Origin of the sequence: Flavobacterium chungangensis (assembly GCF_042654045.1) — a bacterium.
Lineage (GTDB): Bacteria > Bacteroidota > Bacteroidia > Flavobacteriales > Flavobacteriaceae > Flavobacterium > Flavobacterium chungangensis.
The window spans coordinates 149,643-176,292 of the sequence record NZ_JBHSFY010000006.1; the positions used below are offsets into that span (position 1 = coordinate 149,643).

The 26,650-nt window shown below is 32.7% G+C and carries 24 protein-coding genes; 8 read left to right on the forward strand and 16 right to left on the reverse strand.

Annotated features, from left to right (window positions below; translation table 11 throughout):
• Nucleotides 1-25: 25 nt before the first annotated feature.
• Nucleotides 26-595, forward strand: coding sequence for a cysteine hydrolase family protein (locus ACFO3N_RS11595; RefSeq protein ID WP_379797878.1), 570 nt, complete (start codon nucleotides 26-28; stop codon nucleotides 593-595).
• A gap of 130 nt (nucleotides 596-725) precedes the next feature.
• On the opposite strand, the gene ACFO3N_RS11600 is transcribed toward ACFO3N_RS11595, so the two are convergent.
• Genes ACFO3N_RS11600 through ACFO3N_RS11610 form a run of 3 tightly spaced genes read right to left on the reverse strand, consistent with a single transcriptional unit; the run spans nucleotide 726 to nucleotide 2,480 of the window.
• Nucleotides 726-1,154, reverse strand: a complete 429-nt coding sequence (locus ACFO3N_RS11600) for a hypothetical protein (RefSeq protein WP_379797880.1) — start codon at nucleotides 1,152-1,154, stop codon at nucleotides 726-728.
• A 45-nt stretch (nucleotides 1,155-1,199) separates the two neighbouring features.
• On the reverse strand, nucleotides 1,200-1,703 hold the full coding sequence (locus ACFO3N_RS11605) for a hypothetical protein (RefSeq protein ID WP_379797882.1): 504 nt from the start codon (nucleotides 1,701-1,703) through the stop codon (nucleotides 1,200-1,202).
• 12 nt (nucleotides 1,704-1,715) lie between these two features.
• On the reverse strand, nucleotides 1,716-2,480 hold the full coding sequence (locus ACFO3N_RS11610; protein ID WP_095929975.1) for an MBL fold metallo-hydrolase: 765 nt from the start codon (nucleotides 2,478-2,480) through the stop codon (nucleotides 1,716-1,718).
• A gap of 90 nt (nucleotides 2,481-2,570) precedes the next feature.
• Here ACFO3N_RS11610 and ACFO3N_RS11615 point away from each other — a divergent pair, with 90 nt between their 5' ends.
• A complete protein-coding gene (locus ACFO3N_RS11615; protein WP_248726145.1) occupies nucleotides 2,571-4,031 on the forward strand; it encodes a TonB-dependent receptor in 1,461 nt (486 codons plus the stop codon).
• A 299-nt stretch (nucleotides 4,032-4,330) separates the two neighbouring features.
• Here the strand turns inward: ACFO3N_RS11615 and bcp are convergent, their stop codons facing one another.
• Nucleotides 4,331-4,783: a thioredoxin-dependent thiol peroxidase gene (bcp, locus tag ACFO3N_RS11620; RefSeq protein ID WP_379797885.1), complete on the reverse strand. Its 453-nt coding sequence runs from the start codon at nucleotides 4,781-4,783 to the stop codon at nucleotides 4,331-4,333.
• Between the two features lie 276 nt (nucleotides 4,784-5,059).
• On the opposite strand from bcp, the gene nth reads away from it, so the two are divergent.
• Nucleotides 5,060-5,722 (forward strand): endonuclease III, encoded by a 663-nt coding sequence (gene nth, locus ACFO3N_RS11625; protein WP_379797887.1) that lies wholly within the window; start codon nucleotides 5,060-5,062, stop codon nucleotides 5,720-5,722.
• Between the two features lie 64 nt (nucleotides 5,723-5,786).
• Here the strand turns inward: nth and ACFO3N_RS11630 are convergent, their stop codons facing one another.
• The 3 genes from ACFO3N_RS11630 to ACFO3N_RS11640 form a co-directional block, all read right to left on the reverse strand.
• Complete coding sequence (locus tag ACFO3N_RS11630) at nucleotides 5,787-6,851, reverse strand: tetratricopeptide repeat protein (protein ID WP_379797889.1); 1,065 nt, start codon at nucleotides 6,849-6,851, stop codon at nucleotides 5,787-5,789.
• Nucleotides 6,852-7,399: 548 nt separating this feature from the next.
• Complete coding sequence (locus tag ACFO3N_RS11635) at nucleotides 7,400-7,543, reverse strand: hypothetical protein (protein WP_248726141.1); 144 nt, start codon at nucleotides 7,541-7,543, stop codon at nucleotides 7,400-7,402.
• A gap of 50 nt (nucleotides 7,544-7,593) precedes the next feature.
• Entirely contained in the window at nucleotides 7,594-8,178 is a 585-nt protein-coding gene (locus ACFO3N_RS11640; RefSeq protein WP_250835419.1) for an RNA polymerase sigma factor, read from the reverse strand.
• Between the two features lie 518 nt (nucleotides 8,179-8,696).
• Between ACFO3N_RS11640 and uvrA the strand changes: the two genes are divergently transcribed.
• Nucleotides 8,697-11,492 carry an excinuclease ABC subunit UvrA gene (gene uvrA, locus ACFO3N_RS11645; protein ID WP_379797892.1) on the forward strand — a complete coding sequence of 932 codons (2,796 nt, stop codon included), beginning with the start codon at nucleotides 8,697-8,699 and terminating at the stop codon, nucleotides 11,490-11,492.
• A gap of 88 nt (nucleotides 11,493-11,580) precedes the next feature.
• Here uvrA and ACFO3N_RS11650 read toward each other — a convergent pair whose 3' ends face one another.
• From ACFO3N_RS11650 to ACFO3N_RS11680, 7 genes are all read right to left on the reverse strand, one after another.
• The gene (locus ACFO3N_RS11650; protein WP_172426902.1) at nucleotides 11,581-11,880 is read right to left on the reverse strand and encodes a hypothetical protein; all 300 of its coding nucleotides are present in this window, start codon (nucleotides 11,878-11,880) and stop codon (nucleotides 11,581-11,583) included.
• A gap of 228 nt (nucleotides 11,881-12,108) precedes the next feature.
• A complete protein-coding gene (locus ACFO3N_RS11655) occupies nucleotides 12,109-13,761 on the reverse strand; it encodes a mechanosensitive ion channel family protein (RefSeq protein ID WP_379797894.1) in 1,653 nt (550 codons plus the stop codon).
• 97 nt (nucleotides 13,762-13,858) lie between these two features.
• A complete protein-coding gene (locus ACFO3N_RS11660) occupies nucleotides 13,859-15,328 on the reverse strand; it encodes an oligosaccharide flippase family protein (protein ID WP_379797896.1) in 1,470 nt (489 codons plus the stop codon).
• Between the two features lie 35 nt (nucleotides 15,329-15,363).
• Entirely contained in the window at nucleotides 15,364-16,650 is a 1,287-nt protein-coding gene (locus tag ACFO3N_RS11665; RefSeq protein ID WP_379797898.1) for a glycosyltransferase family 4 protein, read from the reverse strand.
• A gap of 20 nt (nucleotides 16,651-16,670) precedes the next feature.
• The gene (locus ACFO3N_RS11670; RefSeq protein WP_379797900.1) at nucleotides 16,671-16,859 is read right to left on the reverse strand and encodes a hypothetical protein; all 189 of its coding nucleotides are present in this window, start codon (nucleotides 16,857-16,859) and stop codon (nucleotides 16,671-16,673) included.
• Between the two features lie 264 nt (nucleotides 16,860-17,123).
• Complete coding sequence (locus tag ACFO3N_RS11675; protein WP_379797902.1) at nucleotides 17,124-19,568, reverse strand: YfhO family protein; 2,445 nt, start codon at nucleotides 19,566-19,568, stop codon at nucleotides 17,124-17,126.
• A 49-nt stretch (nucleotides 19,569-19,617) separates the two neighbouring features.
• A complete protein-coding gene (locus tag ACFO3N_RS11680; RefSeq protein ID WP_177210233.1) occupies nucleotides 19,618-19,911 on the reverse strand; it encodes a DUF4834 family protein in 294 nt (97 codons plus the stop codon).
• A gap of 123 nt (nucleotides 19,912-20,034) precedes the next feature.
• Here ACFO3N_RS11680 and ACFO3N_RS11685 point away from each other — a divergent pair, with 123 nt between their 5' ends.
• Complete coding sequence (locus ACFO3N_RS11685) at nucleotides 20,035-21,003, forward strand: transporter (protein WP_250835412.1); 969 nt, start codon at nucleotides 20,035-20,037, stop codon at nucleotides 21,001-21,003.
• A gap of 44 nt (nucleotides 21,004-21,047) precedes the next feature.
• Nucleotides 21,048-22,166, forward strand: coding sequence for a GTP cyclohydrolase (locus ACFO3N_RS11690; RefSeq protein WP_379797905.1), 1,119 nt, complete (start codon nucleotides 21,048-21,050; stop codon nucleotides 22,164-22,166).
• Between the two features lie 106 nt (nucleotides 22,167-22,272).
• Here the strand turns inward: ACFO3N_RS11690 and ACFO3N_RS11695 are convergent, their stop codons facing one another.
• Together ACFO3N_RS11695 and ACFO3N_RS11700 are read right to left on the reverse strand one after the other, a co-directional pair.
• Nucleotides 22,273-22,761: a hypothetical protein gene (locus ACFO3N_RS11695; RefSeq protein ID WP_379797907.1), complete on the reverse strand. Its 489-nt coding sequence runs from the start codon at nucleotides 22,759-22,761 to the stop codon at nucleotides 22,273-22,275.
• Nucleotides 22,762-22,884: 123 nt separating this feature from the next.
• Entirely contained in the window at nucleotides 22,885-24,144 is a 1,260-nt protein-coding gene (locus tag ACFO3N_RS11700) for an aminotransferase class I/II-fold pyridoxal phosphate-dependent enzyme (protein WP_095929960.1), read from the reverse strand.
• A gap of 258 nt (nucleotides 24,145-24,402) precedes the next feature.
• Here ACFO3N_RS11700 and nirK point away from each other — a divergent pair, with 258 nt between their 5' ends.
• Entirely contained in the window at nucleotides 24,403-25,848 is a 1,446-nt protein-coding gene (nirK, locus tag ACFO3N_RS11705) for a copper-containing nitrite reductase (protein WP_379797909.1), read from the forward strand.
• A 16-nt stretch (nucleotides 25,849-25,864) separates the two neighbouring features.
• Nucleotides 25,865-26,644 (forward strand): formylglycine-generating enzyme family protein, encoded by a 780-nt coding sequence (locus ACFO3N_RS11710; protein ID WP_379797912.1) that lies wholly within the window; start codon nucleotides 25,865-25,867, stop codon nucleotides 26,642-26,644.
• Nucleotides 26,645-26,650: the final 6 nt, after the last annotated feature.

Here is a 26,650-nt window from a genome sequence, read left to right on the forward strand (position 1 = left end):
TTTTCATCATTACAATACTATATAAATGAATACTACAAAACTTAATAAACCCGCATTGATTTTAATTGATATTCAAAAAGGTTTTAACGATGTTGCCTATTGGGGCGGAGACCGAAATAATGTTGACGCAGAAGAAAAAGCGAGTGAACTTTTGGAAATTTGGAGAGCTAAAAGCCTGCCTATTTTTCATGTTCAGCATTGTTCTTCAAATCCAAATTCGATTTTAAACGAAACAAATCCTGGAAATCAATTTCAAGATGTGGTGAAACCTCTTGAAGGAGAAGCCATTATTAAAAAGAATGTCAATAGTGCTTTTATAGGAACGAACTTAAAAGAACTAATTGACAATGCTAAAATCAAGAATCTAGTGATTGTAGGTTTAACTACAGATCACTGTGTTTCTACAACAACTAGAATGGCTGGTAATTTTGGCTATACAGTATATTTAGTTTCTGATGCAACCGCAACTTTCAATAAAAAAGGTCTAAACGGAGAAGAATTTTCTGCCGAATTAATACACCAGACTGCTTTAGCAAGTTTAAACGAAGAATTTGCTCAGGTTGTAAGCTCTGAGTTTATTAAAGAGATTGTTTAGTATTTAGTATTTAGTGTTCAGTCGCAGTTTTCAGTCTTGAATTATAACAAAAACTTTGTCAAAGTTTGAAGCTTTGACAAAGTTCTAAACTGAATACTGCGACTGAACACTAAATACTAAATACCGAACACTACTCTCCTGTATAAAGAATCTTCCCTGCTTTTTTCAGAACATACCCTTTCCAAGGAATTAACTGCCAATCGCCGTTAACCCAAGAATCACCTTCTGATTTTCTTTCTAGAATGATAGATTCTTTCTGAGTATCTAAGAAAAGCTCTGCTTTATTTCCGTCAAAAATTACATAGGAAACTGTAGAATATGTTTTTCCATCTTCAGCATGGTTCAATTTTGTACTATTTTCAAAAACCCTGATACACTCTTTTTTAAGCGTTGACCAAGTATAACCAGCCGAAGCTTTACAGCCATGAGAATCAACATCTGCGCCTACAACAGCTTCTTTTTTCGGTTCTTTTGGAGTTGTATTTACATTTTCCTGAGAAACCTTTTTAGCGCAAGAAAACGCGCTTGCAACAATCAAAAACAAAAACATCTTTTTCATAATCCTAATTAATTTAAAGGTCAAAAAAAATAGGATTATAAAATCCTATTTTTGATATAACCAAGTTTGATTTACTTCAAAGGTAATATTATCGTCGTTATCAACAAAGTATTTTAACAAGACTTCTCCCCATAATTCTCCATTGCTGTAATCTGCAATGATCCATCTGTGGTTTAAAATTTTTACTTTATTGATGATAAATTTGTTTGGACCTATTTGATCTTGCCCTGTATAAGGATTCCCTTTTGGATTTGCATTGAAATCTAGCAGCTTTTCAGTTACTACTGGAATTAGTTTCTCATACAAAATCACTTTTCCGCCAGAAGCACTATTATCAAAGTAGTTTTGTGCATTTTCGTTATGCTCTAAAGAAAAATAATCAGCTTCTGCCAATTGAGTTTTTACTAGACTAATACTATCTCTTAGTTTCTTAGTTGTTTTATCATATCTATTCTGCGCAAATTTTACTTCACCGCTGTAGAACGAATAAGTAAAGACATTCATTAAAATAGCAAGAATAAAAAGATAAAGCATTAAGGATTTTTTCATTGTGTGGTATAATTAAATTGTAATTTCTAAATTATCGTAAGCCAAGAAAACATTTTCAGGAAGGCTTTGCTGCACTTCTTCATGAAATCCTAAAACGTGGCTAATATGCGTTAAATACGCTTTTTCGGGCTTAACAAGATTAATAAAATCAAGTGCTTCTTGCAGATTGAAATGAGTATTGTGAGGTTCTACGCGCAAAGCATTTACAACCAAAACTTTCAGTCCTTTTAGTTTTTCAATTTCAGCTTGTTCGATGGTTTTTACATCTGTCAGATAAGCAAAATCATCTATTCTATATCCAAAAACCTGCAAATCACCGTGCATAGCATTTATCGGAATTGCCACTTTATCGCCAACTGCAAAAGGTGCATTGTTTTGCACTTCGATTGTTTTTACACTTGGTGCCCCTGGATATTTGTTTACGGTTTCAAAAACATAATCAAAACGACGTCTTAGATTATCTAAAACGCGTTCATGTCCGTAAATTGGAATTTCTCCCTGTCTAAAATTAAACGGGCGGATATCATCTAAACCTGCAGTATGATCTGCATGTTCGTGAGTAAAGAGAATTGCATCCAATTTTTGGCATCCGCAAGAAAGCATTTGCTGTCTGAAATCGGGGCCGCAATCTATTACATAAGAATGCTCGCCCCATGTTATCCAAATGGATACACGAAGCCTTTTATCCTTAGCATCAGTGCTTTTGCAAACGGGATGATCGATTCCGATAATTGGAATACCTTGAGAAGTGCCTGTACCTAAAAAATAAACCTTCAATTGAACTTAATTTTTTTACAAAAATAGGATTATTTCTCTTTCATTAGAAGCCTAATTTACTAACTTTGTAACAAATCTATTTAAAACAAAATGGGTACAGAAATAAAACTCAAGGGTGACAAGGTCATCGAACAGATTCCTTCTATAAAAGACAAAGCGTTACGCATTAATTTAAACGAAAATATTTACGGAACATTTGCTGAGATTGGTGCTGGACAAGAGACAGTTAGACACTTTTTCAGATCAGGAGGTTCGTCGGGAACTATTGCAAAAGCGATGTCTGCCTATGATAAAGATTTTAGTGATGCCATTTATGGGACTGAAAGCGACGGAAGATATGTTACTGAAGAGCGACTGAAAAAAATGCTTACACATGAAGGACAAATCATCGAAGAGCGTTTAAGTCGTGAAAAACACCCTACAAAACTTTTTTTTAGCTACGCAAACACGGTTGCCACAATAGATTTTGCCAAACAATTTAAAGGCCACGGCTGGGTCGGAATTAGATACCAAATTGAACCAGACGAAGCGTATAACGAAATTATCCTACATATTCGTTTCAAAGAAACTGACGCTAGATTACAACAAGAAACACTGGGAATTTTAGGAGTTAACTTAATTTACGGTGCTTTTTACAAATACAACGATCCAAAACGATTACTTCGTTATTTATACGATCACTTAGACAAAGATCAATTAGAGATCGACACCATTAACTTTTCTGGACCTCGTTTTGCCGATGTAGACAATCGTTTAATAAGTTTGCAATTGGTTAAAAACGGAATGACAGATGCCGTAATGTTTAATCCTGAAGGAAAAAACATTCTGCCAGCAGCTATCTTATACAAAAAGAATCTTTTAGCTTTAAGAGGAAGTTTCCGTCCTGTTACTAAAGTAAATATGGACATGTATGAGAAATCATTAGAAATGTTTCTTAAAGAAAATAAAGTTGAAAAAAATAACACTCTGGTTGTTTTTGAAATCACTCTTTCCAATTTACGTTCTGACGGTGAGATTGACGAGCGTGACTTTATGGACAGAGCAGAATTACTTTGTTCTCTTGGCCAAACGGTTATGATTTCGAATTTTCAAGAGTATTATAAAGTAGTAGAATACTTCGCCAATTACACCAAAGCCCGTATGGGATTAGCAATGGGCGTAAACAACTTAGTTGATATTTTTGACGAGAAGTATTACCGCCATTTAAGTGGTGGAATACTAGAAGCTTTCGGTAAATTATTCTATCGTGATATGAAAGTGTTCTTATATCCTATGTTAGATGAAGATGGCTCATTAATGAATTCGAACAACTTGAAAGTTCATCCTAGAATGAAAGAATTATATAAATTCTTTAAATTCAACGGAAAAGTGGTTGATATTGAAGATTACGATCCGAATATCTTGGATGTTTTCTCTAGAGAAATCCTAAAAATGATCAATCAAGGCAAACCTGGATGGGAACCAATGCTTCCTCCTGGAATTCCTGAAATTATAAAAGAACATCATCTTTTTGGATATCATCCGCAGAAAGAATTAGAACAAAATACATAATAAAAAGTCCCTTTATTGGGACTTTTTTTATGTTTCAAGTTTTGTTTGTTTCAAGTTTCAGGTTATTGTTGGAGCGGGTATTTTTTTACCGCAAAGTTCACAAAGTTTTTTCGCAAAGCTCGCAAAGGTTTATATAACTTAAGCTTTACGAACTTTGCACTAATTATCATTTTTTACTATTCTGTTTGTCAGGCTGAGCGAAGTCGAAGCCCCGCATTCAAATTGGAGTGCCCCTCGACTTCGCTCAGGGTGACAACTTGAAACTTGAAACCTGAAACCTTAAACTTAAAACAAACGCTCTATTTCAAAATCTGCGAAGCGTGTTCTTTTGTTTTTACTTTTTCGATTACTTGTTCTATAATTCCTTTTTCATCGATTACGAAAGTTGTTCTATGAATTCCGTCGTATTCTTTTCCCATGAATTTCTTTGGCCCCCAAACTCCAAATGCATTAATAACCGATTTGTCTTCGTCTGCAAGTAAAGGAAATGGCAATTCGTATTTTTCTTTGAATTTTATCTGCGCTTTCTGACTGTCGCCACTAACTCCAAGAAGCTCATAATTATTTGCTTGAAAACGGTGAAAATTATCTCTTAAATCGCAAGCTTCAGCCGTACAACCTGGGGTACTTGCTTTTGGATAAAAGAAAACAACTAATTTTTTTCCAGCATAATCTGCCAGCTTATGTGTTTTTCCGTCTTGATCTATTCCTGAAAAATTTGGCGCTTTATCTCCTGCTTTTAATGTTGTCATACCTTTTTTTATTTTAGATTGTTGATTTTAGATTATTCACAAATATAACTCACAACTCTTAACTCATAACTTATAATTCATAACTTTTTTATGCCCCAGATTGAAGTGAAAACCCCGGAATTATGATAGTCTGCATTTTTTGTATTTAAAAAGCGACCGAAGGAAGCTCTTTTAAATACTTAAAAATGTGACTAGCATAATGAGGAGTTGAAACGGAAAGCTGGATTAGGCACATCATTAAAATTATACTATTTTTACAACATTAAAAATACGGAAATGAATAAAGAAGCTCGCGTACAATTTGTTATTGATAAATTAAAAGAACTCTACCCTACTATACCTGTTCCGCTTGATCATAAAGATCCTTATACGCTTTTGATCGCTGTTTTATTGTCTGCACAATGTACCGATGTTCGTGTAAACCAAATTACACCTTTATTATTTGCAAAAGCCGATAACCCGTATGATATGGTTAAAATGTCGGTAGAAGAAATCAAAGAAATTATTCGTCCGTGTGGTTTATCTCCTATGAAATCTAAAGGAATTTATGGTTTATCTGAGATTTTAATTGAAAAATATAACGGAGAAGTTCCGCAGAGTTTTGAGGCACTTGAAGCTTTACCTGCTGTTGGACACAAAACGGCAAGTGTGGTAATGTCACAAGCTTTTGGCGTGCCTGCATTTCCTGTAGATACGCATATTCATCGCTTGATGCACAGATGGAATTTATCTAACGGCAAAAATGTAGCGCAGACCGAAAAAGATGCCAAAAGATTATTTCCTAGAGATTTATGGAACGATTTACACTTGCAAATTATATGGTATGGCCGAGAATATTCACCCGCTAGAGGTTGGAATCTTGAAAAAGATATTATAACGAAAACTGTAGGTAAAAAATCTCTAATTGAAGAGATGGAAAAAACAGCGACAAAAAAATAAAGGCACAAAGATTAAAAACCTCTGCACCTTTGTTACTTTGCAACTTTGTATCTTTTTAAGAAAACTACATCCCTGCTTTTAAAGCATTATATTCTGCATTCATATCAAGCGATCTGTAAACGCCCAATAATGTTTTGGTAGCATCTGGATTTTTCGGCTCCAGAACCAATACTTTTTTCAAATACGGAATTGCACTTCGAATAATATCATCTTTCTGAGCGTTCAACTTATCATATTTCTTCATTTCGGCTGGAGTAGTTCCTAATGATGCTATTTCATCAGCCAAATCTTTTTTCATTTGCAATTTCAAATAAGCCAAATTAATATAGGCATCAACATAATTCGGGTCTAATTCCAGAACATAATTATAAATAGATTCTGCTCTTGCATAGTCCTTTTTTTCAAGATACGCATAAGCAAGATTATTATTTACTTCTGTTCTTTTAGAAGGAACAGACTCGGTTCTTGGTTTTTCGTAAAGACCTTGCTGTATTGCCGATTCTCTAGCTTTTGGCGAAATAAAAAGGTCTTCTTCTTTTGTTTTCTTATTTGTCGCATAGTACAAAACTCCTTTTCCCGAATAATTAATTTTTTTGAGAAGTTCGTAGTAAGTTACAGCTGCATTGAAATCTTTGGCATTTAGAGACGAAGATGCCGCATTGTATAAATTTATGGTGTCTTTTTTATCAAACAAATATACCTTGTAGCTTTTTTCGGCGCTTTCTTTGTATTTTTCGGCTTTAAAATCTGCCATTGCACCATTTACAAGACTAGCTTTCATGTCTTTTAAAGCCATACTAGCTTTAATTGTCCACTTAAATTTTCCTGATTCGTTCTCATATAAAAAAACATCTTGATACGATTGCGATGCCAATGTAAAATTGTTTGCTGCGTCTATGTTTTTTACAGCCAAATCTTTCAAGACATTACCTTTTAAGAAATAGTAATCGGATTTGTCTTCATCAGAAGCATTAAGAATAAGGTATTCTGTTTTAGTTAAAACAGCCAAAGCATCTTGACTATTTCCTTTATCAAATAAAGACTGCGCTTCCTTAATTTTGTCTTTTTGGGCAAATGCGCCAATGCTCATCAATAATAAGCACGACAACACTTTAATGTTCTCTTTCATTTTTACGGTTAAGTTTTGGTGATTAAATGATTTTTCTTAGTTCTTTTGAGGCATAGTAAAGAGATAATTAAACTGGTTTAAAATTATCTTTATTACCATTTGTGAGTAAACATTTTCTGGTCCAAATATTTTCTCAAAAATCAAATGAGCATCAAACTTAACAAAATAAAGCAGGGTAGTTTTTCTTCATAAACGATCTGTTTTGGGGGTTAAATATTTAATTTTTAATGTTTATTTTCTAATTCTTATCTTAAACAACTTTTCAATACGAATAACACTTCACAAAAGCATTTTATCTGGATAAAAAATCAGTTTTTTAACTAAAATAGAATTAAAAACCAAATAATCATATAAATTCTCATCAAATTTTTAAATTTTAACAAAAAGAAGAGAAAAATGATGTAAAAACCTTATGTTTTTAAATTAGGAAAAAGTAGAAATAAAAAAAACTCACTACCTGTATATTAAATATACAAACAGTGAGCTCTTAAGCCAAAACGACCATTTGGTTTACTTTTGATAAACATCCGACAGGAGCAGTGGGCTGTTTAGTTAGCTATAATCTCAAAATTTTTATCCTCAATCTTAACTACAGTCAAGGCTCTTGAATAATTCAATAAAAAAGAAACAACTTCTTTTTTAGGTTTAAGATTTTTAGAAGCTAATGCTTTTTTTGAGTAAATTTTCCCCATACTATCAGACTATTTTATACTAATATAACGGGCTTATTATCAAAATAGTATTAGTTGGTTAAAATAATTTGATGTTTATCTATTATTTTTCTCAAATTCATTAGCGCATAACGCATTCTTCCTAATGCTGTATTGATGCTAACGCCTGTTACTTCAGAGATTTCTTTGAAGCTCATATCTTGATACATACGCATTACAAGCACTTCCTTTTGGTCTTCTGGAAGCTCTTCTATTAGCTTTTTTAAATCAAGTTCTACTTGATCTACAATCATTTTGCCTTCAATTGTCAAGGTATCGTCTGACATAATAGAGAAAATAGAAAACTCTTCTGTCTCTCTGTACATCGGCATTTTCTTTGTTTTACGAAAATGATCTACAATTAAATTATGAGAAATACGCATAACCCAAGGCAAAAATTTACCCTCTTCGTTGTACGAATTACTTTTTAAAGTTTTAATTACTTTAATAAATGTATCTTGAAAAATATCATTTGAAATATCTCTATCAGCTATCTTAGAATATATAAATCCATATATCTTAGACTCGTGCCTTTTTATTAATGTTGCAAGTGCAGCTTCACTACCATCAACATAATTTTTTACTAATAGAGCGTCTGGAGTATGCAGATCAGCCATAATAACTACTTTTTTTAGTTTTAATTTTAAAATTTGGAGTATTTTCTAAAAAGTAGTTTTCTTATATAGGCGTTTCTTTTTTATAGGTTATGTTAATATTGTGACCAAATTTAACAAATTTTAGTTTTAAAAAGCAAATAAAATCATTAATAATTATTAGTAAAACTTTTATTAATGTACAATAAACATAAAATTTACGTACAAACAGCTAAAAATTCATAAAACAAAAGAGGCTTAAAAGCGTTAAAAAACACACCTAAACATCTCAATATTAACGAGATAATATTTACTTATTTATTCAAATCAAAATTCAAATTACAATTTTTTCCCGAAATAAACAGACAATCGCTTAATATTTTTTTTTGCAGAACAATTATTTTCATGAAAAAAATACCTTTTTTAAGTTAAAAATAGGTTCAAAAAAGAATATTAAAAGATTAAAATAGTTAAGATTTGGAACTAAATCCTTAACAAAATCCAATTCAAAATTGATTACTTTTGTAAAAATTGACTTTTTTATGCAAATTGACCTTTCTAAAATAGATCCAAAATCAAATATTATAATTAAAGGAGCGCAGGTACATAATTTAAAAAATGTAGATGTCGTTATTCCGAGAAATAAACTGGTTGTCATTACAGGTCTTTCAGGATCAGGAAAATCGAGTTTAGCTTTTGATACTTTATATGCCGAAGGGCAAAGACGTTACGTAGAAAGTTTATCCTCTTATGCACGTCAGTTTTTAGGCCGTTTAGACAAACCAAAGGTAGAATATATTAAAGGCATTGCGCCTGCAATTGCTATTGAGCAAAAAGTAAATACAACCAACGCTCGTTCGACTGTCGGGACTTCTACTGAAATTTACGACTACATCAAACTTTTGTTTGCGAGAATCGGACGCACCTACTCTCCTATTTCTGGGCAGGAAGTCAAAAAAAACACGGTTACAGATGTTATTTCCGACGTTAAAAGTCTTCCACTCGATAGCAGATGGCTTCTTCTTGCTCCTATTCATCTTGAAGAAGGCAGACAATTAGAAGATAAATTAAAAGTGCTTTTACAGCAAGGTTTTGCGCGTATCTTGGTTGATAACGAAATGATTCGTTTGGACGAGTTTTCTGCTTCAGATTTACATCAACTCGACAATAAAGATATTTTATTGATCATTGACCGTATTGTTGTAAAAGAGGAAGAAGAATTTTATAACCGTTTGGCTGATGCTGTACAAACTGCTTTTTTTGAAGGAAAAGGAATTTGTTACTTGCAGGAATTAAATGCCGAAAAGAGATTTTCTTATTCTAATAATTTTGAGCTTGACGGAATGACTTTTCTGGAGCCAAATGTGCATTTATTCAGTTTCAATAATCCGTATGGAGCTTGCCCTGTTTGTGAAGGTTATGGAAATATAATTGGCATTGATGCTGATCTGGTTGTTCCGAACACCTCATTATCCATTTATGAAAGCGCTATTTATCCATGGCGCGGCGAAAGCATGAGCTGGTACAAAGATGAATTGGTGAAACACGCTTATAAATTTGATTTCCCAATTCACAAACCCTATTTTCAATTAACAGACGAACAGAAAGATTTAATTTGGACTGGAAATCAGTATTTTCAAGGACTTAATGATTTCTTCAGGGAATTGGAAGAAAAAAATTATAAGATTCAAAATCGTGTAATGCTGTCTCGTTACCGCGGAAAAACAAAATGTCATGTTTGTAAAGGCAAACGTCTGCGCGAAGAAGCTTCTTACGTAAAAATAAACGGGAAAACGGTTTCTGACTTGGTAGATTTACCAATTAAACATTTGGTTACTTTCTTCAAAAACATTGAATTAAATCAGTACGAACAGCAGATTGCTAAACGTTTGATGGTCGAAATTAATAATCGTTTATCTTTCTTAACCGAAGTTGGATTGGATTATCTTACTTTAAACAGAAATTCTGCTACGCTTTCTGGAGGAGAATCACAGCGTATTAATCTAGCGACTTCGCTTGGAAGTAGTTTGGTTGGATCGATGTATATTTTGGATGAGCCAAGTATAGGTCTGCATCCTAAAGATTCTGAAAGACTGATTAAAGTATTGCTTTCTCTTCGTGATCTTGGCAACACCGTAATTGTGGTTGAGCATGACGAAGATATTATGAAAGCTGCCGATATGATTATTGATATTGGTCCCGAAGCTGGAACTTTTGGAGGTAAATTGGTTGCGCAAGGAACTTATGATGAAATTTTGAAATCTGATTCTTTGACAGCAAAATATTTAAATGGCGATTTAGAAATTTCTGTTCCAAAGAAGAGAAGAAAATTCAAAAATCATATTGACATCATTGGCGCACGTGAAAATAACTTAAAAAATATTAATGTTACTTTTCCTTTAGACGTTTTAACTGTTGTTACAGGAGTTTCTGGAAGTGGAAAAAGTACTTTGATTAAGAAAATTTTATTTCCAGCTGTTCAGAAAAAACTAGAAAGCGCCTCTGAAAAAGCAGGACAATTTACTGAAATTGCTGGATCTTTTTCGCAAATTAAACATATTGAGTATGTAGATCAAAACCCGATTGGAAGAAGTTCAAGATCAAATCCGGTTACCTATATCAAAGCATATGATGATATCCGTGATTTGTATGCTAAAGAAAAATTATCAAAAATAAGAGGTTATCAAGCCAAACATTTCTCTTTTAATGTTGACGGGGGACGATGTGAAACTTGTAAAGGTGAAGGTTCTATAAATGTCGAAATGGTCTTTATGGCCGATGTTTCGCTACCTTGTGAAACTTGTGGCGGAAAACGATTTAAAAAGGAAATTCTAGAGGTTACTTTTGACAATCTAAACATCAATGATATTCTTACCATGACAATTGATGATGCGATTGCCTTTTTCGAAAAAAACAAACAGACTAAAATCACTCAAAAATTACAGCCTCTTCAAGATGTAGGTTTAGGATATGTTCAGTTAGGGCAATCTTCTTCTACACTTTCTGGTGGAGAAGCACAGCGTATTAAATTGGCTTCCTTTTTAGTGAAAGGAGCAACAAAAGATAAGGCCTTGTTTGTATTTGATGAACCAACAACTGGACTTCATTTTCATGATATTAAAAAGCTTTTAGCTTCGTTTGATGCCTTAATAGATAAAGGACATTCGATAATCGTAATCGAACATAATCTGGATCTCATAAAATGTGCCGATTGGATACTTGATTTAGGTCCTGAAGGTGGAGAAAACGGAGGTCATTTATTGGCATCTGGAACCCCAGAAGATATTGTAAAAGTAAAAGAATCGGTAACGGGAGTTTACTTAAAAGACAAACTATAAATCTTACTCGTTTTTAAATAACAAAGCCATAAGTGCAATTGATTAATTTGCATTTATGGCTTTATTTATTTCTCGTTTTTTAGCGTTCTTATGCTACCAAACATCTTTCCTCAAAAGGAAGACCATCTTCGTCAATAGCTACTAAAATCTTTTTTTGTTTTGAAGCTTCAAAGGTTAAATACAGCCATGCAAATGACCATAAACCTAGAGTTAAACAAAAAATCAAAAAATTCAAACTGTGATTAACCACTTTACCACCTTTAGATAAAACCGCGAAAAGCAATTCATCATTTCTTTCTTCTAAAGTAAATCCATTATGAACTTTGGTTGATATCATATTAGAAAATACTTGCATGCTTTGTTCATGGCTGAGATGATTGTACTTCATAATTTCTAATCTACAATTAATTCTGGTTACACTTTATTCGTAATTTCCTTCAAAACTATTTAATTCCTAACAATAACTAAACACCTAGATTTAGTCGTTTTATTAGAAAAAAAACTGAGTTTTGAGCAAAGTACTGACAAACATTCATGATAAAGTTAATTTTTATTCGATTAATTACAAAGTATTCATGTGTTAAAGTTTTAAATTTAATTACTCGTTATCAATTATTTAACCTTTGCTTTTAATATTAAAAACAGGAGATTCATAATCTTCTTTTAAATAATTAGGCGGAATTGTTGTTGTGTTTCCATCTCGTAAAGCACTGTAATGAGGCGACATAATCTCTATACCTGCAGCATTAAAAGAATCTTGAATATTTTGATGAAGTGAAGAATAAATCCTAGGTTGTTTGGTTGGTTCTTTGGTATAAACATTTATTTGATACGAAACATAAAAATCATCTAAACTGGTTTGAAGCACAAATGGTTTAGGTTCTTTTTCTGTCATTTCCGTTTTTAAAGCGGCATCAATCAAGGCGGCATAAATGTCTTTCCAAGGAACATCATATCCAATTGTCACTGTGGTATGTATTAATAATCCGTTTGTGGACTGATTTGTATTTGCTGAAAAATTGGTAGAAGTGCTCGATAAAACGGTAGCATTTGGAATTGTTATATCTTCAAATTTTGGTGTTCTGATTCTGGTGACCAAGGCAGTTTTTTCAATTACTTCTCCGCTTACATCGCCAATTTTTATAAAGTCCCCTATTTTAAACGGACGCATATAGGTAATAACCAAACCTGCAACCATATTGGCGATAGCATTAGAAGAACCGAGCGAGAATAATACTCCGACAAATACAGAAACCCCCTTAAAAATAGGTGAATCTGAACCTGGCAAATACGGAAAAATAATCACCAGCATAAAAGCGTACATTAAAAGTCTGATCACATTGAATGTCGGTAATGCCCAATCACTATAAAAGCCATCAATTTTAATGTTTTCTGATTTTATTTCATAAAAGAAAAACTTAATAACTTTAAGTGAATATTTAAAAATAATGATGATTACAATTATGGTAAACAAGCTTGGCAAAAAGCTGATAAACCCCATAAAAGCCAATTTAGCTGGCGTTAAAATCCATTTGAGCAATGTTGTTGTATAGTCTTTTGTAGCAGGAAATATGCTGAACAAAACAGGAAGCGAAAGATACACGATTAAAATAAGCGTAATTATTTTTATAATCCCAAAAAATCGAAGGAACAAAAACAGCTGTTTGTCTGGAGATAATATATTAATTGAATTGTAACTGACTCCTTTAAAATACCTAGCTCTATTTTTTACAATATATCTTTTTATGAAATTGAAAACTTTCGATATCAAAAATAAGACTAATCCAATTATAAGAGTTAATAATACTGTATAACCAATTCGTTTAGGAAGCTGCGAATAATTTTCATTCTGATAGATTATTGCACTTTTAATTTTATCCAAATTGCGATTGGCAATTGCGCTTACTGTGCTATTTTCGGCTTTTGCATCGGCTTCCAAAACAGACATTATCACCAAATCGCTTTGATATACAATATCCATAGAAACATCGGAAGGAATGATTTTTATAGAATCTTTTTCGAAGAAAGACTCATTATAAAGCCTTTTAATCTTATTGGTAATATATTGCGCTCTTTCTTTTGCAGAAAAAGAACCGACATTATGATATACTAGAAAAAGTGTATCGTTAAAAGGCTTTACAGGATAACCTTTTAATTTTACTGTTACTGCTTCTTTTTCAGAATTTTTCAGATTTTTGGTCTGGGCCATTACTGAAATAGAAAACAAAACAAAAAAGAAAGCTAATAACCTAAGTACTTTTATTTTCATATTCTATTAGAAATAAATTAGTTATCCTTCCTAACAAATATAAAAACAAAAAAGCTACGATTTTTTAAATTGCTTTCTTTTTTACAGAAAAATCAGATCAAATTTTAAAACCTAATTTTTTAAAAATGGAATCTATAACATTATTGATATCTGGTGAAATCTTAAACTTATAATTCAAGTACAGATATAAAATAGTCACTAATATCGATTTTAAAGCAATACTAATTAATTGAAAAAACGGGAATTCCCAAAAATAAAACAATAAAAACAATGCAAAGGTTAAGAGCATCGAATGAATAGTCTGTTTTGTAAAAGGGTATAAATGAAGTTTTTTCACCACAAAAAGCAGTTTTGCCAAACTATATAAAGTAATAGACAAAAGTGTTGCAAAGGCAGAACCAAAAATCCCGAAAATAGGAATAAATATCATATTTAGAATTACGGTCAGAACAACAAGCATTAATCCTAAATATAATACCATACGGTAATATTTGGTATTGAAAATAATAGCATTATTATTTCCTAAAATCAAGTCAAAATACTTAGAAAGACCAATCATAAATACAACTGAAATACCTCCGCTGTATTCTTTTGGAACCAATTCATACAATTGATGAATGTTCACAAAAATACACAGCATTACAAATCCACCGACAATCTGTAAGTTAATTGACGTTTTTTTGTATAGCTGATTCAATTCGTCGTGTTTGTTTTCATGCATTAACTTTGCCGTAATTGGATACACAATCTGATGCATGGCACGGCTCGGCACTGAAATAACCAAAGCGATATAAGTAGCAACTGAATAATAAGCAATATTTTCAATCTTCATGTATTGATTCAGCATCAGCTTATCTCCATCTAGAAGCAAATTGGCAACGCTTCCTGACAAGATAATATAAAAAGTATACTCCATTACACTTTTTACATTTTCTGGTATTGTAATCTGGAAATTCGGTTTTTTAATGTAAAATGCATAAAACATTGTGACAATAAAAGCTAGAAAATAAATACCCGCAGTTACATAAACAAACTCAACCAAACTGATCCAATTGAAATACAATCCGATCAAAGCAAATGTAGAAAGCAATCTTAAGCCAACCTCCTTTATAAAATTTCCAAAAACAGAATGCATATGCACTCTTGCCCAAGCGTAAAATATCTCAAAATAGGCCATGCAGATTCCAATAAACGGAATAAGGAGCATGAACTCACGAACAACTGGGTTCTCTTTAGAAACAAAATCGGTTATATCGTCATAGAAGAAGATTCCGATAAGTCCTAACGGAATACACATTAAAATGGGAAACAGTGCTGTAAAAGACAAAAACTGTTCTCTTTCTTCTTCTGTTTCATACTGCGAATAAAACTTTACAAGCGTATTCTGCATTCCGATCGCAAACAAAGGCATAATTACGTTTGCTGCAGAAGTAACATAATTGGTTAATGCGTAATAAGTTGCTCCAAGAAAAACAGGATAAAGGTATAATGTATTAATGGCTCCGATACCAAAACCAATGTATGTAATTATAGTGTTTTTAAAAGACTGATTTAAGACAATACCCATTTCTTGAGTTTAGATTGTATTTTATTTTTAAATGATTATCCTCTAATCAGCTGTGCTAATTGTTTGGTCAGGTTTTTTCTCGAATATTGCTGTAAACCAATTCCATGCGCTTGTAATTTCCCCTCCAAAAACTGATTAAAAAAGTCCAAAATTACACTTTTTAACTTCGCTTTTTCAGAATAATCAAAAAATACTCCAGTATTGGTCTGCGTAACGATATCGGCAAAGTCTGAACCTTGAGGTCCGATAGCGATTATCGGACGGTTTGAGACCATATATTCGAACAATTTTCCTGGAATAATGCTTTTAGTATCTTCAGAATTAATTTCTATTAAAAGTAAAACTTGAGATTTTCGTTGATGCGAAACGGCTTCTTTGTGAGAAACGTACCCCACCAAATTCAAATAATCATTTAATTGATGTTCTTGAATAGCATCTAGAACTTCTTGACTTACTGCTCCAATTAATTTTATTTCTAAATGCGTCTTAAATTCTGGAACTTCTTGCAACAACTCAACTAAAACCTCCCATAAAAATGGCGGATTTCTATCTGACAAGAATGAACCAATATGCGCTAAAGTGAATTTAGTATCTAGAGTTTGCTTTTCGACCGTTTCAACATCGTAACCATTTGTAATTACCGTAATTGGTTTATTGGTGATAGCCTCAAATTCAGTTTTTGTGGTTTTACTTGTTACAATGATTTCGTCTGCAGCATTAAGCACTTTGTGTTCTAAGTTCTTATGTTTTTTTTCGGCATAAGAAGATAAACGAAGCGCTTTATGATACCCAATTGTTGTCCAAGGATCACGGAAATCGGCAAACCATTTTACTTTTAATTTCTGCTGTAATTCTAAACCAATTAAATGCAAACTGTGTGGCGGTCCAGAAGTTACAATCGTATCAATATTATTTTCCTGAATGTATTTTTCCAAATAAGAAACGGATGGTTTTACCCAAAACACACGTGCATCTGGAATAAAAAGATTTCCTCTAACCCAAAGAAATGTTTTATCCAGAAAAGTTTGTTTTTTCTTGTGAGGAAAAATTCCTGAACTGATTTTCTTGGTTTTATTTTTAGAAAAAATAGAAGCCAATTGATAAGGCTCCCATATTTTATTCTTTAAAACAATTACTTTATCTGATATCTCATTTACCAAACCTTCATCAACAATTGGATAAGTTGGGTTTTCTGGAACATAAACTATTGGTTGTACATCAAATTCAGGCAGATATTTTACAAATTTCAGCCAACGCTGTACTCCAGGCCCTCCCGCAGGTGGAAAATAATAGGTAATTATTAAAAGTTTTTTTTGTTCCAAGGAAATAATATGATTAATATTTAAGAAAATGAACTAAAAGCTTTTCTAAGTGGGATTCTATTTACTTTCTTTAATGTATATGAGACTTCAATAAGTATCATCAATCTTTCTAATCTTTCTAGATAAGATAACGACTTCACTTCATTTATTCTTTCTTGTTCTGTATCTTTTAGATTTACTTCACAAAGAATGTTTTTATTCTTCTCCATAAAATTATTTTAAAATAAATCTTTTATAAAGTTTAAATATAATATAAGATAAAAGTATACAATTTAAAACAATCCAAAAATTATAGAATCCCCAAACAATTTTGCATTCCATTTTCATACTTGAAAAACTAAAATATTCTCCTTGAGTTTCTGAATAAGAATCATCATACCCCATCATGAAAATGCCACAAAAAATGAAAACGAATAAATCAAAAATAGCCAAAAAAACTATTTTAATAATTTTTGGGATTTTCATCTAAAAATTTAATCTTTCAGTTCGCTTTTTGAACTTTTTTTTCGATTCTCAAAATAAATCCCTCCAGCTAAAAGCAATAACATTCCAATTGAACTTATTAAAGTAATTGTTCCTCCAGTTTTAATAATCTCAGGTTCAAATTTAAATTCGATTGTTTTAGTTCCTCCTGGAACTTCCATTGCTCTCAAAACATAATCAACTGGAAAATGATCAGTCAATTTACCATCTATGTAAGCATTCCAACCATTTTTATAATACATTTCCGAAAAAACGGCTAAACCATCTTTCTCATTATTGGTTTTGTATTTAATATAATTTGGTTTGTACTCTACTACTTTAATAGTTCCAGTTGTATCCCAAGGTTTCTTTAAACGAGCGTTCGGAAATTTACCTTCATGTTCGTGAACATTGAAAACTGCCACTTTTTTAGTGTCTAAAGTGTTTAGCGCTTTCATTACATCGTCTGGTTTATTTACCAGCTTTACCGCACCAACAAACCAAGCATTACCGTTAGCATCTGGATTAACGGCAGGAATTTGATTTCCGTCTTTATCCACTTGAATCACATACTTAACATTCAACATATTAAGTATCTCTAAATTATTTTTAGCGATTTGATAATCGTACAATTGCTGCATTCTTCTAGGTCTTACAGCACTATAACCTCCAATTGTTTTATGGAAATAAGAAGATCTTCCTTGTAATTGTCCCTGAAGATCAAATACGCGATAAACTGAAGTATCTTTTAATATCTGAGAATCTGCCTGCGTTTCTTGGAAAGGCGCTGCAATCTGAACTGGACTTACAAAATCTTTGGCAGAAACGTACTTTTTATCCACAAAAAACAGATCAAAAATCATTACGATTCCAACTACAATTAAAGTAGTTGTTTGAGAGAATTTGTTTTTTACAAACATCCAAAGAACAACAAATGTCACTATAATTAAGAATCCAGATCGTAATAAATCTGCATAATACATCGTCATTCTGTCTTCTTTTAAAGCATCAACGAAATCTGGCCCGTAGCTCTCTAAGAAATATTGATCACTAGTTCCTGTAAAATGGAAGAAACTTTTAGCTATTAGCAAAATAACAAGTATTCCTAAACCAAAAACGCCTGTTTGCACTAATGCTTTCTGTTGTAATTTTGGTTCGTCTTTAGCTTTAAAGAATGACTGTAATCCCATAACGGCTAAAACAGGGAAACATAATTCTAAAATAACCTGAATTGAAGATACAGCTCTAAATTTATCGTAAAGAGGAACATATTCTATAAAAAAGTCTGTCAATAAAGAGAAGTTTTTCCCCCAAGAAAGCACCAAAGTAAAAAGTGCTCCGGTAAGAAAAACATATTTAATTTTTCTTTCGTCTATAAATAAAGCTAAAACTGCTAAAAAGAAAACTACAGCTCCAATATAAGCTGGTGCAGAAACGATTGGCTGATCTCCCCAATACGTTGGCATTCCAGAAACAAAATCCTGAGCTTGAGATGCAGGAACTCCCTGCTCAAGCATAAATGCATACATACGGCTGTCTGTACCCACGTTTTCGTGACTTGAACCTCCAAAAATTCTTGGTGCAATTAAATTTAAACTTTCTGCAATACCATAACTATATTCTGTAATATAATCTGTAGTCATAGAAGCAGTCGTTTCATTTTTAGATCCATCTGGATTAAAAGTCAACTCGCTTTTATCTCTGATACTGTATTTAGCATATTCGTTGGTTGCCATTAAATTACCTGCATTGGCACCTAAGGCAAAAATCCCTGCAACTAGTAAAACTCCACAAGAAATTAAAAGTCCTTTAAAATCTTTTTCTCTAATAAAATTGTAAGCATAATAACCTGAAAGTATCAATAAGAAAATCAATAAATAATAGGTCATTTGGAAGTGATTGGCACTAATTTCTAGTGCTACGGCAAACATGGTGAGCAGACCTCCCTTAATATACTTCTTCTGAAAGACGAGTATAAACCCAGCAATCACCAAAGGCATATAGGCAATAGCATGCGCTTTAGCATTATGCCCAACCCCTAAAATAATGATCATATAAGTAGAGAAACCAAAGGCAATTGAACCTATAAAGGCTTTCAAAGGATCTGTTTTTAAAACCAATAATAAGCCATAAAAACCAAGGAAATATAAAAATAAGTAATCTGCAGGACGCGGAAGAAAACGTAGTACGTCATCGACTTTGCCTATAAAATCGTTCGGATAATTTGCTCCGAGCTGATAGGTTGGCATACCTCCAAAAGCAGAGTTTGTCCAATAAGGTTCAGCATTTTCCGTTGCTCTAAAATCGTTTTGCTCTTTTGCCATTCCGGTGTATTGAGCAATATCAGACTGGAAGATTTGCTTTCCTTGCAGAACTGGATAAAAATAAATTAACGAAACAAAAATAAAGCCCAAGATAACAAGGGCATGCGGATAGAACTTATTTACTATTTTCAATTTTGGCTAGTTTGGGTTAAAATGAATCCTAAATTTTCAGGACACAAATCTAATCTATTTCTTCGTAATCGACATACTCTCCCACTTTTTTGGTTTCGCGCGGGTTTTTAGCATTAGCGGTATTAATGATTATTTCATCATTATTATTTGTATATTGTTTGTTCTGATACGTATTGCTTTGATTATACTGCTGTTGCTGTCTTTGAAAATTTTCACTAGCATTTTCTACTGCCTTTTTAACCAATACTGGCAAAAAGATTCTAGCTAAAAATTTAAAAATGTAATAAAAAGCTATAACCCACATGATGGTCTTAAACAAACCTGAAAATGATGCTTCTTGCATAACTATATATTTTTTTCCAAAATTAATAAATCCTTTCCTTAAAAATAAAATATGAATCTTAAATAAATAATAAAATATGTACATTTGAAATGCGTTATTATTTTTTAATCCAAAAAAAATTATATGTCCAAAATTAAAAACTTACTTGCCCCGGTACTTTTTTTTATTCCACAACTGTTTTTTGCACAATACACTGATGTTATTAATTCCAACCGCCCAGGAGAAACCATGTCAGCATATGCTGTCGGAAAATCTGTAATTCAGGCCGAACTTGGTGTTTATGGCATTAAAGAAAAACACGATTTATTAGATTATGACGCTAGCGGCTTTGGTACAGATTTAACCCTAAGATATGGAGCTTTTTTAGAACAGCTAGAGTTTGTTGTAGATTTACAATATCAAACAGAAAACTTTGACACTCCGTATACTAGTTACAAAAAGAATAATTTCAGACAAACGGTTTTAGGAGCTAAATATCTTATTTATGATCCATACAAAAATTATAAGAGAGAAGTAAACATTTACAGCTATAGAGCCAATCGTAATTTTCAATGGCGAGAATTAATTCCAGCAGTTTCGGTTTTTGCGGGAGCTAATTTTGTTGGAGCGAATAATCCTTACTATTTTTCTCCAGATGGCGAAATTTCACCTAAAGTTTCGTTGATCACGCAAAACTTGTTAGGAGGCGGATCTTGGGTGTTTGTAACTAATATTTTTGCAGATTATATCAGTACAGACTATCCAAGTTACGGATATATCTTAACTTTGACGCACGGATTTAATGATAGATGGTCTGGTTTTATTGAAAACCAAGGACATAAAAGTGATTTTTATAGCGATTCAATCCTGCGTGCTGGAGCTGCTTTTTTGCTGTCTTCGAATATGCAGGTTGATGCTTCTATAAGTACTAATTTCAAAAACACACCATCTATTGTATATGGAGGCGTTGGTGTATCATGGCGTTATGACGGATGGTACAAAGAAAAACAAATTGAAAATAAAGCAGCAGATAGAGCTAAAAAGAATCCTGACAACGAGAAAAAAGTTGATTATCAGGAAAAAGAAAGAAAGCGTAAAGCAAAATACGAATAAACATACATAACTAGATCCTTTTTAAGGACTATTAATACCACCTAATGATTACAATTAAAGAAGCCAAAAGCAAGAAAGAATTAACCAAATACATCAAATTTCCTTTCTCATTATATAAGGACAATCCGTATTGGGTGCCACCTATTATTTCAGATGAATTGGAATCTTTTGATAAAACCAAAAACCCTGCGTTTGATAACGCCGAAGCTTATTTTTATCTAGCATACAGAGACAATAAAATTGTTGGGCGTATTACTGCCATTATCAATTGGTCTGAAGTAAATAATCAGCACAAAAGAAAAGTTCGTTTTGGATGGTTTGATGTAATTGATGATATTGAAGTTACAAAAGCACTTCTAGAAAAAGTTTATGAATTAGGAAGAAAACACAACTTAGAGCATGCTGAAGGCCCAATGGGATTCTCGAATCTAGACAAAGTTGGTGTTCTTACCGAAGGTTTTGATCAAGTGGGAACCATGATTACATGGTATAATCACGAATATTATGTGAGACATTTTGAGGAATTAGGCTTTCAAGTTGAAAAGCAATATATTGAGAGTATATTTCCTTTTTCTAATGTTAAACCAGAATTCTTTCAAAAGGCGCAAGAGTTAATCAAGAAACGTTACGGATTAAAAGCGCTTAATTTTACCAAAACAAAAGACATTATGCCTCACGTGGACAAAATGTTCGATTTGTTTAACGAATCTTATGAAAAACTTGCCTCGTTTGTAGCCATTTCTGATGTTCAAAAAGAGTATTTTAAAAAGAAATACATCAGCTTTATTAATCCAGAATACATCAAATTTGTAGTGGATAAAGACGATAATTTGGTTGCTTTCAGTATTGTAATGCCAAGTTTTGTTGAAGCTTTGCAAAAGATAAGAGGGAAGTTATTTCCTTTTGGTTTTCTGCAATTATTAAAGGCGAGAAAACACAGTAAAGATGTGGTTTTCTACCTTATCGGAGTTCATCCTGAGTACCAAAATAAAGGGGTTACAGCTATTATTTTTGATGAATACTATAAAACGTTTTCTGCTAAAGGAATCCAAACTTGCATTAGAACTCCAGAGTTATTAGAAAACAATGCCATCCATTTGCTTTGGAAAAACTTTAACCCTATTATTCACTGTCAGAGAAAGACTTATTTGAAGAATCTTTAATTTTAGTTTTCAGTCACGGTCACAGTTTTCAGTTTTAGAAAATTAACTATAAAAAAAATCCATTCGCCCCCAAACGAATGGATTTTTCACTTTATAAAACACATCATTACTCTACTTTGCAATCCACTTTTACCAAAGTATTTTTTGGATCAAATTTCAGTTTTGATTTATCTTTAAAAGAAACCTTATCATTAGCGGTTACCACGTCGCCATATCCTTCAATAAAAGTTCCGTCTTTTTGTAGAAAAGCAACTTCTCTTACAGAAGAAACTCCTTCCGAATTAAAGGTATAATCAGCAATTAAAGTATCGCCTTTCATGTTCCCGATTAAGGTTCCCTCATTTTTATCTTTTCCAACCAAATTATAGCTTAATTTTCCGTTTACTTCCTGATGGGAATTAACATTAAAACTCATTTCTATAATACTTCCGTTCAATCGCCAAGCATAACATTGATCTCCCGCAGGCTCTACAAGTTCAGCTTCTTTTGGCGGACTTGGTGTAATTTGTACTGGCTCTATCGTCGTTGTTTCTTTTTTACAAGAAGCAAAAACCGACAAGGAAAGTACAGCTATTAGTGTTAGTACTTTTTTCATAATTCTTTATTTTTATTTTGTGATTATGACATAAAGTTACCTCAAATAAAAAAAAATCCATTCGTAGAACGAATGGATTTTTTTACATAATTCCCACTTAAGGAAATCTATTTTTATAAGAACTTACGAAACGTCAACAGTTGTACGTTCAGCAATTTCTTTATAAGTTCCGTTAACTAATTTCTCACGGATCGCTTCAAATGCTGTTAAAGTCTCTTCGATATCGGCTAAAGTATGAGAAGCAGTTGGAATCATTCTTAACAAAATAATTCCTTTTGGAATAACTGGATAAACCACAATAGAAAGGAAAATTCCGTAATTTTCTCTTAAATCGTTTACCATTACCATAGCTTCCGGAATACTTCCTTCTAAGTAAACTGGCGTAATACAAGTATTGGTATCTCCAATGTTAAATCCTTTTTCTTTAAGACCGCTTTGCAATGCATTTACGTTTTCCCAAAGTTTGTCTTTAATTGCAGAAGATTTACGCAATAACTCTAAACGCTTTAAAGAACCAATTGTTTGAATCATTGGTAAAGCTTTAGCAAACATTTGAGAACGTAAGTTATATTTCAAGTAATCGATAACTGTTTTATCAGCCGCTACGAAAGCACCGATGTTAGCCATAGATTTTGCAAAAGTAGAGAAGTAAACATCAATTTGATCTTGAACTCCTTGCTCCTCACCTGCTCCAGCACCAGTTTTACCTAAAGTACCAAAACCGTGAGCATCATCTACCAATAATCTAAAATTGTATTTTTTCTTTAATTCAGCAATTTCTTTTAATTTTCCTTGCTGTCCGCGCATTCCAAAAACACCTTCAGTAATAAATAAAATACCTCCGCCTGTTTCTTCTGCCATTTTAGTAGCACGCTGCAGGTTTTTCTCCATACTTTCCAAATCATTGTGTTTGTATGTGAAACGTTTACCCATATGCAAACGAACACCATCAATGATACAAGCATGTGAATCTACATCATAAACAATAATGTCATTTTTAGTAACCAAAGCATCAATGATAGACACCATTCCTTGGTAACCAAAATTTAATAAATAAGCAGATTCTTTCATTACGAATTCTGCTAATTCATTCTCTAATTGTTCGTGGTACGTAGTGTGTCCAGACATCATACGAGCTCCCATCGGATACGCTGCACCAAATTGAATTGCTGCATCAGTATCTGCCTGACGAACTTCTGGATGATTGGCTAAACCTAAATAATCATTTAAACTCCAGTTTAAAATATTTTTTCCGTGAAATTGCATTCTAGGACCCAACTCTCCTTCTAACTTTGGGAAAACATAATAACCTTCTGCTTGAGAAGCCCATTTTCCTAAAGGTCCTTTATTGTCCTGAATTCTTTCGAATAAATCTTTTACCATAATATATGTAGTAATTTTTTTTACTTAATCAGCGAGCAAAAATAATCATTATTAATTTAAAATGAAGAGCCTCAATTATTTTTATTAAAAAATATTCTGTCATAATAGAAATGTAAGATTTTATATCTATTTATTTAATCCCAAAAAAGCTTCTTAGTTCTGTAATTGTGTAAAAACATGATTAATATCATAATAAAGGACAAAGAAGTCTTTTATTTTTGTTTAGAAATTTAACGCAAAACTAAATCTAAATATATCATGAAAAGAACTATCAAAATCTGGATTAAAACGAGCTTTCTTATCTGCACGTTATTTATGTTGCTCATTTTAGGAAGCTGCAAAAAAAATGAAGACAAGTCGTATGCAAATATTATGACTGAAGGCGAAATGGATGCCGAACTTACAGCTCCTCCTCATGTTCCTAAACCAGTCGGAAGCAGAACAGCAATGAAACTGAAACTAAACATGGAAATTAAAGAACAAGAAGGAACAATGACTGATGGAGTAAAATATACCTATTGGACATTTGGAGGTTCTGTTCCAGGAAGCTTTATTAGAACTCGTGTTGGCGATGAAGTTGAATTTCACTTAAAAAATCATCCCGATAACAAACTCCCTCACAATATCGATTTACACGCTGTAACTGGTCCAGGTGGTGGAGCAACCTCATCTCTTGTAGCTCCAGGGCACGAAAAAGTATTTAGCTTTAAAGTTATAAATCCTGGATTGTATGTTTATCACTGTGCAACTGCTCCTGTGGGAATGCACATTGCAAATGGTATGTACGGATTAATTTTGGTTGAACCAGAAGGCGGACTTCCTCCTGTTGATAAAGAATACTACGTTATGCAGGGTGATTTTTATACTCAAGGCGAATATGGCGCAAAAGGTCTTCAGCCGTTTGACATGAACAAAGCGGTAAAAGAAACTCCTGATTATGTAGTATTTAACGGAAAAGTGGGATCATTAACAAATGGAAATGAATTGACTGCTAAAGTTGGTGAAACAGTTCGTTTGTTTGTTGGAAATGGTGGGCCAAACTTAGTTTCTTCTTTCCACGTTATTGGAGAAATATTTGACAATGTGCACGTAGAAGGCGGAAGTACTGTAAATAAAAATGTTCAAACGACTTTAATTCCTGCAGGTGGTGCGGCAATTGTCGATTTTAAAGTAGAAACTCCAGGAACTTTCATTTTAGTTGATCACTCTATTTTTAGAGCATTTAATAAAGGGGCTTTGGGAATGCTTAAAGTTGAAGGAAAAGAAAACAAAAACATTTACTCAGGAACCATTCAAGAGGGTATTTACTTGCCTGAAGGCGGAACAATACAAAAAATGCCAGGAACCTCAACTGCAAAAGTTGCAGTTCCTAAACGTACTGTTGAAGAGAAAGTTAAAATTGGTAAAGAAATTTTCGGAACAACATGTTTCGCTTGCCACCAATCTGAAGGACAAGGAATTCCAAGTACTTTTCCTCCTCTAGCAAAATCAGATTATTTAAATGCTGATTCTAAACGTGCAATTAAAACAATTCTTCATGGCTTGACTGGAGAAGTAACCGTTAACGGTAAAAAATACAACAACGTTATGCCTGCTCAGAATTTATCTGATGATGAAATCGCAAATGTATTAACTTACATTTATAATAGCTGGGGTAACAATAAAACAGAAGTCACACCAGAAATGGTTAAAGCTTTAAGATAACAGCAAAACTTCTAGAATGAAAAAATACATTTTCATACTTACAATTTTCTTTTTCTCTGCGGTTAGTGTCATGAAGGCTCAGGAAAAAGGGATGGCATTCATAAAAGAGGGATCTTATGTCCCTCTTTATGGAGCTGTTTCTCAAAAACCTGTTATAGTAAAACCTTTTTTCATAGACATTTATCCTGTAACCAATAATGAGTTTTTAGAATTTGTCAAAAAAAATCCTTCTTATCAAAAATCTAAGATTAAAGGAATTTTTGCTGATAAAAGCTATTTGTCTTATTGGACAACTGATTTTGATTTTGGAAATGCCAATCCTAAATCGCCAGTAACAAGTGTATCTTGGTTTGCAGCAAAAAAGTACTGTGAATGTCAAGGAAAACGATTAGCGACAATGGATGAATGGGAATATGTAGCAATGGCCGACACCAGAAAAATCGATGCGCGGACCAAAAAAGAATTCAACGAATATATTTTGTCTTGGTATGAGAAATCGAGAACGTATGAAAATGAAATTGGAAAAACTTTTAAAAATTATTGGGGAGTTTACGATATGCACGGTTTAGTTTGGGAATGGACTTCTGATTTCAACAGTATCTTTTTATCGGGAGAGTCGAGAAAAGATAAAAGCACCGATAAAAATCTCTTCTGCGGAAGCGCTTCTGTAAATGCGTCCGATTTAATGGATTATGCCGCATTTATGCGCTATGCGTTCAGAGGAAGCTTGAAAGCACAGTATTCTACACGAAATCTTGGATTTAGATGTGCCAGCACGACAAAACCGAAAATCTAATTTAAA

Excerpts from the sequence above, each read along its gene's own strand:
- ACFO3N_RS11595 (WP_379797878.1), top strand. The coding sequence starts at position 26 with ATGAATACTACAAAACTTAATAAACCCGCATTGATTTTAATTGATATT.
- ACFO3N_RS11600 (WP_379797880.1), bottom strand. The coding sequence starts at position 1,154 with ATGAAAAAGATGTTTTTGTTTTTGATTGTTGCAAGCGCGTTTTCTTGC.
- ACFO3N_RS11605 (WP_379797882.1), bottom strand. The coding sequence starts at position 1,703 with ATGAAAAAATCCTTAATGCTTTATCTTTTTATTCTTGCTATTTTAATG.
- ACFO3N_RS11615 (WP_248726145.1), top strand. The coding sequence starts at position 2,571 with ATGGGTACAGAAATAAAACTCAAGGGTGACAAGGTCATCGAACAGATT.
- bcp (WP_379797885.1), bottom strand. The coding sequence starts at position 4,783 with ATGACAACATTAAAAGCAGGAGATAAAGCGCCAAATTTTTCAGGAATA.
- nth (WP_379797887.1), top strand. The coding sequence starts at position 5,060 with ATGAATAAAGAAGCTCGCGTACAATTTGTTATTGATAAATTAAAAGAA.
- ACFO3N_RS11630 (WP_379797889.1), bottom strand. The coding sequence starts at position 6,851 with ATGAAAGAGAACATTAAAGTGTTGTCGTGCTTATTATTGATGAGCATT.
- ACFO3N_RS11635 (WP_248726141.1), bottom strand. The coding sequence starts at position 7,543 with ATGGGGAAAATTTACTCAAAAAAAGCATTAGCTTCTAAAAATCTTAAA.
- ACFO3N_RS11640 (WP_250835419.1), bottom strand. The coding sequence starts at position 8,178 with ATGGCTGATCTGCATACTCCAGACGCTCTATTAGTAAAAAATTATGTT.
- uvrA (WP_379797892.1), top strand. The coding sequence starts at position 8,697 with ATGCAAATTGACCTTTCTAAAATAGATCCAAAATCAAATATTATAATT.
- ACFO3N_RS11650 (WP_172426902.1), bottom strand. The coding sequence starts at position 11,880 with ATGAAGTACAATCATCTCAGCCATGAACAAAGCATGCAAGTATTTTCT.
- ACFO3N_RS11655 (WP_379797894.1), bottom strand. The coding sequence starts at position 13,761 with ATGAAAATAAAAGTACTTAGGTTATTAGCTTTCTTTTTTGTTTTGTTT.
- ACFO3N_RS11660 (WP_379797896.1), bottom strand. The coding sequence starts at position 15,328 with ATGGGTATTGTCTTAAATCAGTCTTTTAAAAACACTATAATTACATAC.
- ACFO3N_RS11670 (WP_379797900.1), bottom strand. The coding sequence starts at position 16,859 with ATGGAGAAGAATAAAAACATTCTTTGTGAAGTAAATCTAAAAGATACA.
- ACFO3N_RS11680 (WP_177210233.1), bottom strand. The coding sequence starts at position 19,911 with ATGCAAGAAGCATCATTTTCAGGTTTGTTTAAGACCATCATGTGGGTT.
- ACFO3N_RS11685 (WP_250835412.1), top strand. The coding sequence starts at position 20,035 with ATGTCCAAAATTAAAAACTTACTTGCCCCGGTACTTTTTTTTATTCCA.
- ACFO3N_RS11690 (WP_379797905.1), top strand. The coding sequence starts at position 21,048 with ATGATTACAATTAAAGAAGCCAAAAGCAAGAAAGAATTAACCAAATAC.
- ACFO3N_RS11695 (WP_379797907.1), bottom strand. The coding sequence starts at position 22,761 with ATGAAAAAAGTACTAACACTAATAGCTGTACTTTCCTTGTCGGTTTTT.
- ACFO3N_RS11700 (WP_095929960.1), bottom strand. The coding sequence starts at position 24,144 with ATGGTAAAAGATTTATTCGAAAGAATTCAGGACAATAAAGGACCTTTA.
- nirK (WP_379797909.1), top strand. The coding sequence starts at position 24,403 with ATGAAAAGAACTATCAAAATCTGGATTAAAACGAGCTTTCTTATCTGC.
- ACFO3N_RS11710 (WP_379797912.1), top strand. The coding sequence starts at position 25,865 with ATGAAAAAATACATTTTCATACTTACAATTTTCTTTTTCTCTGCGGTT.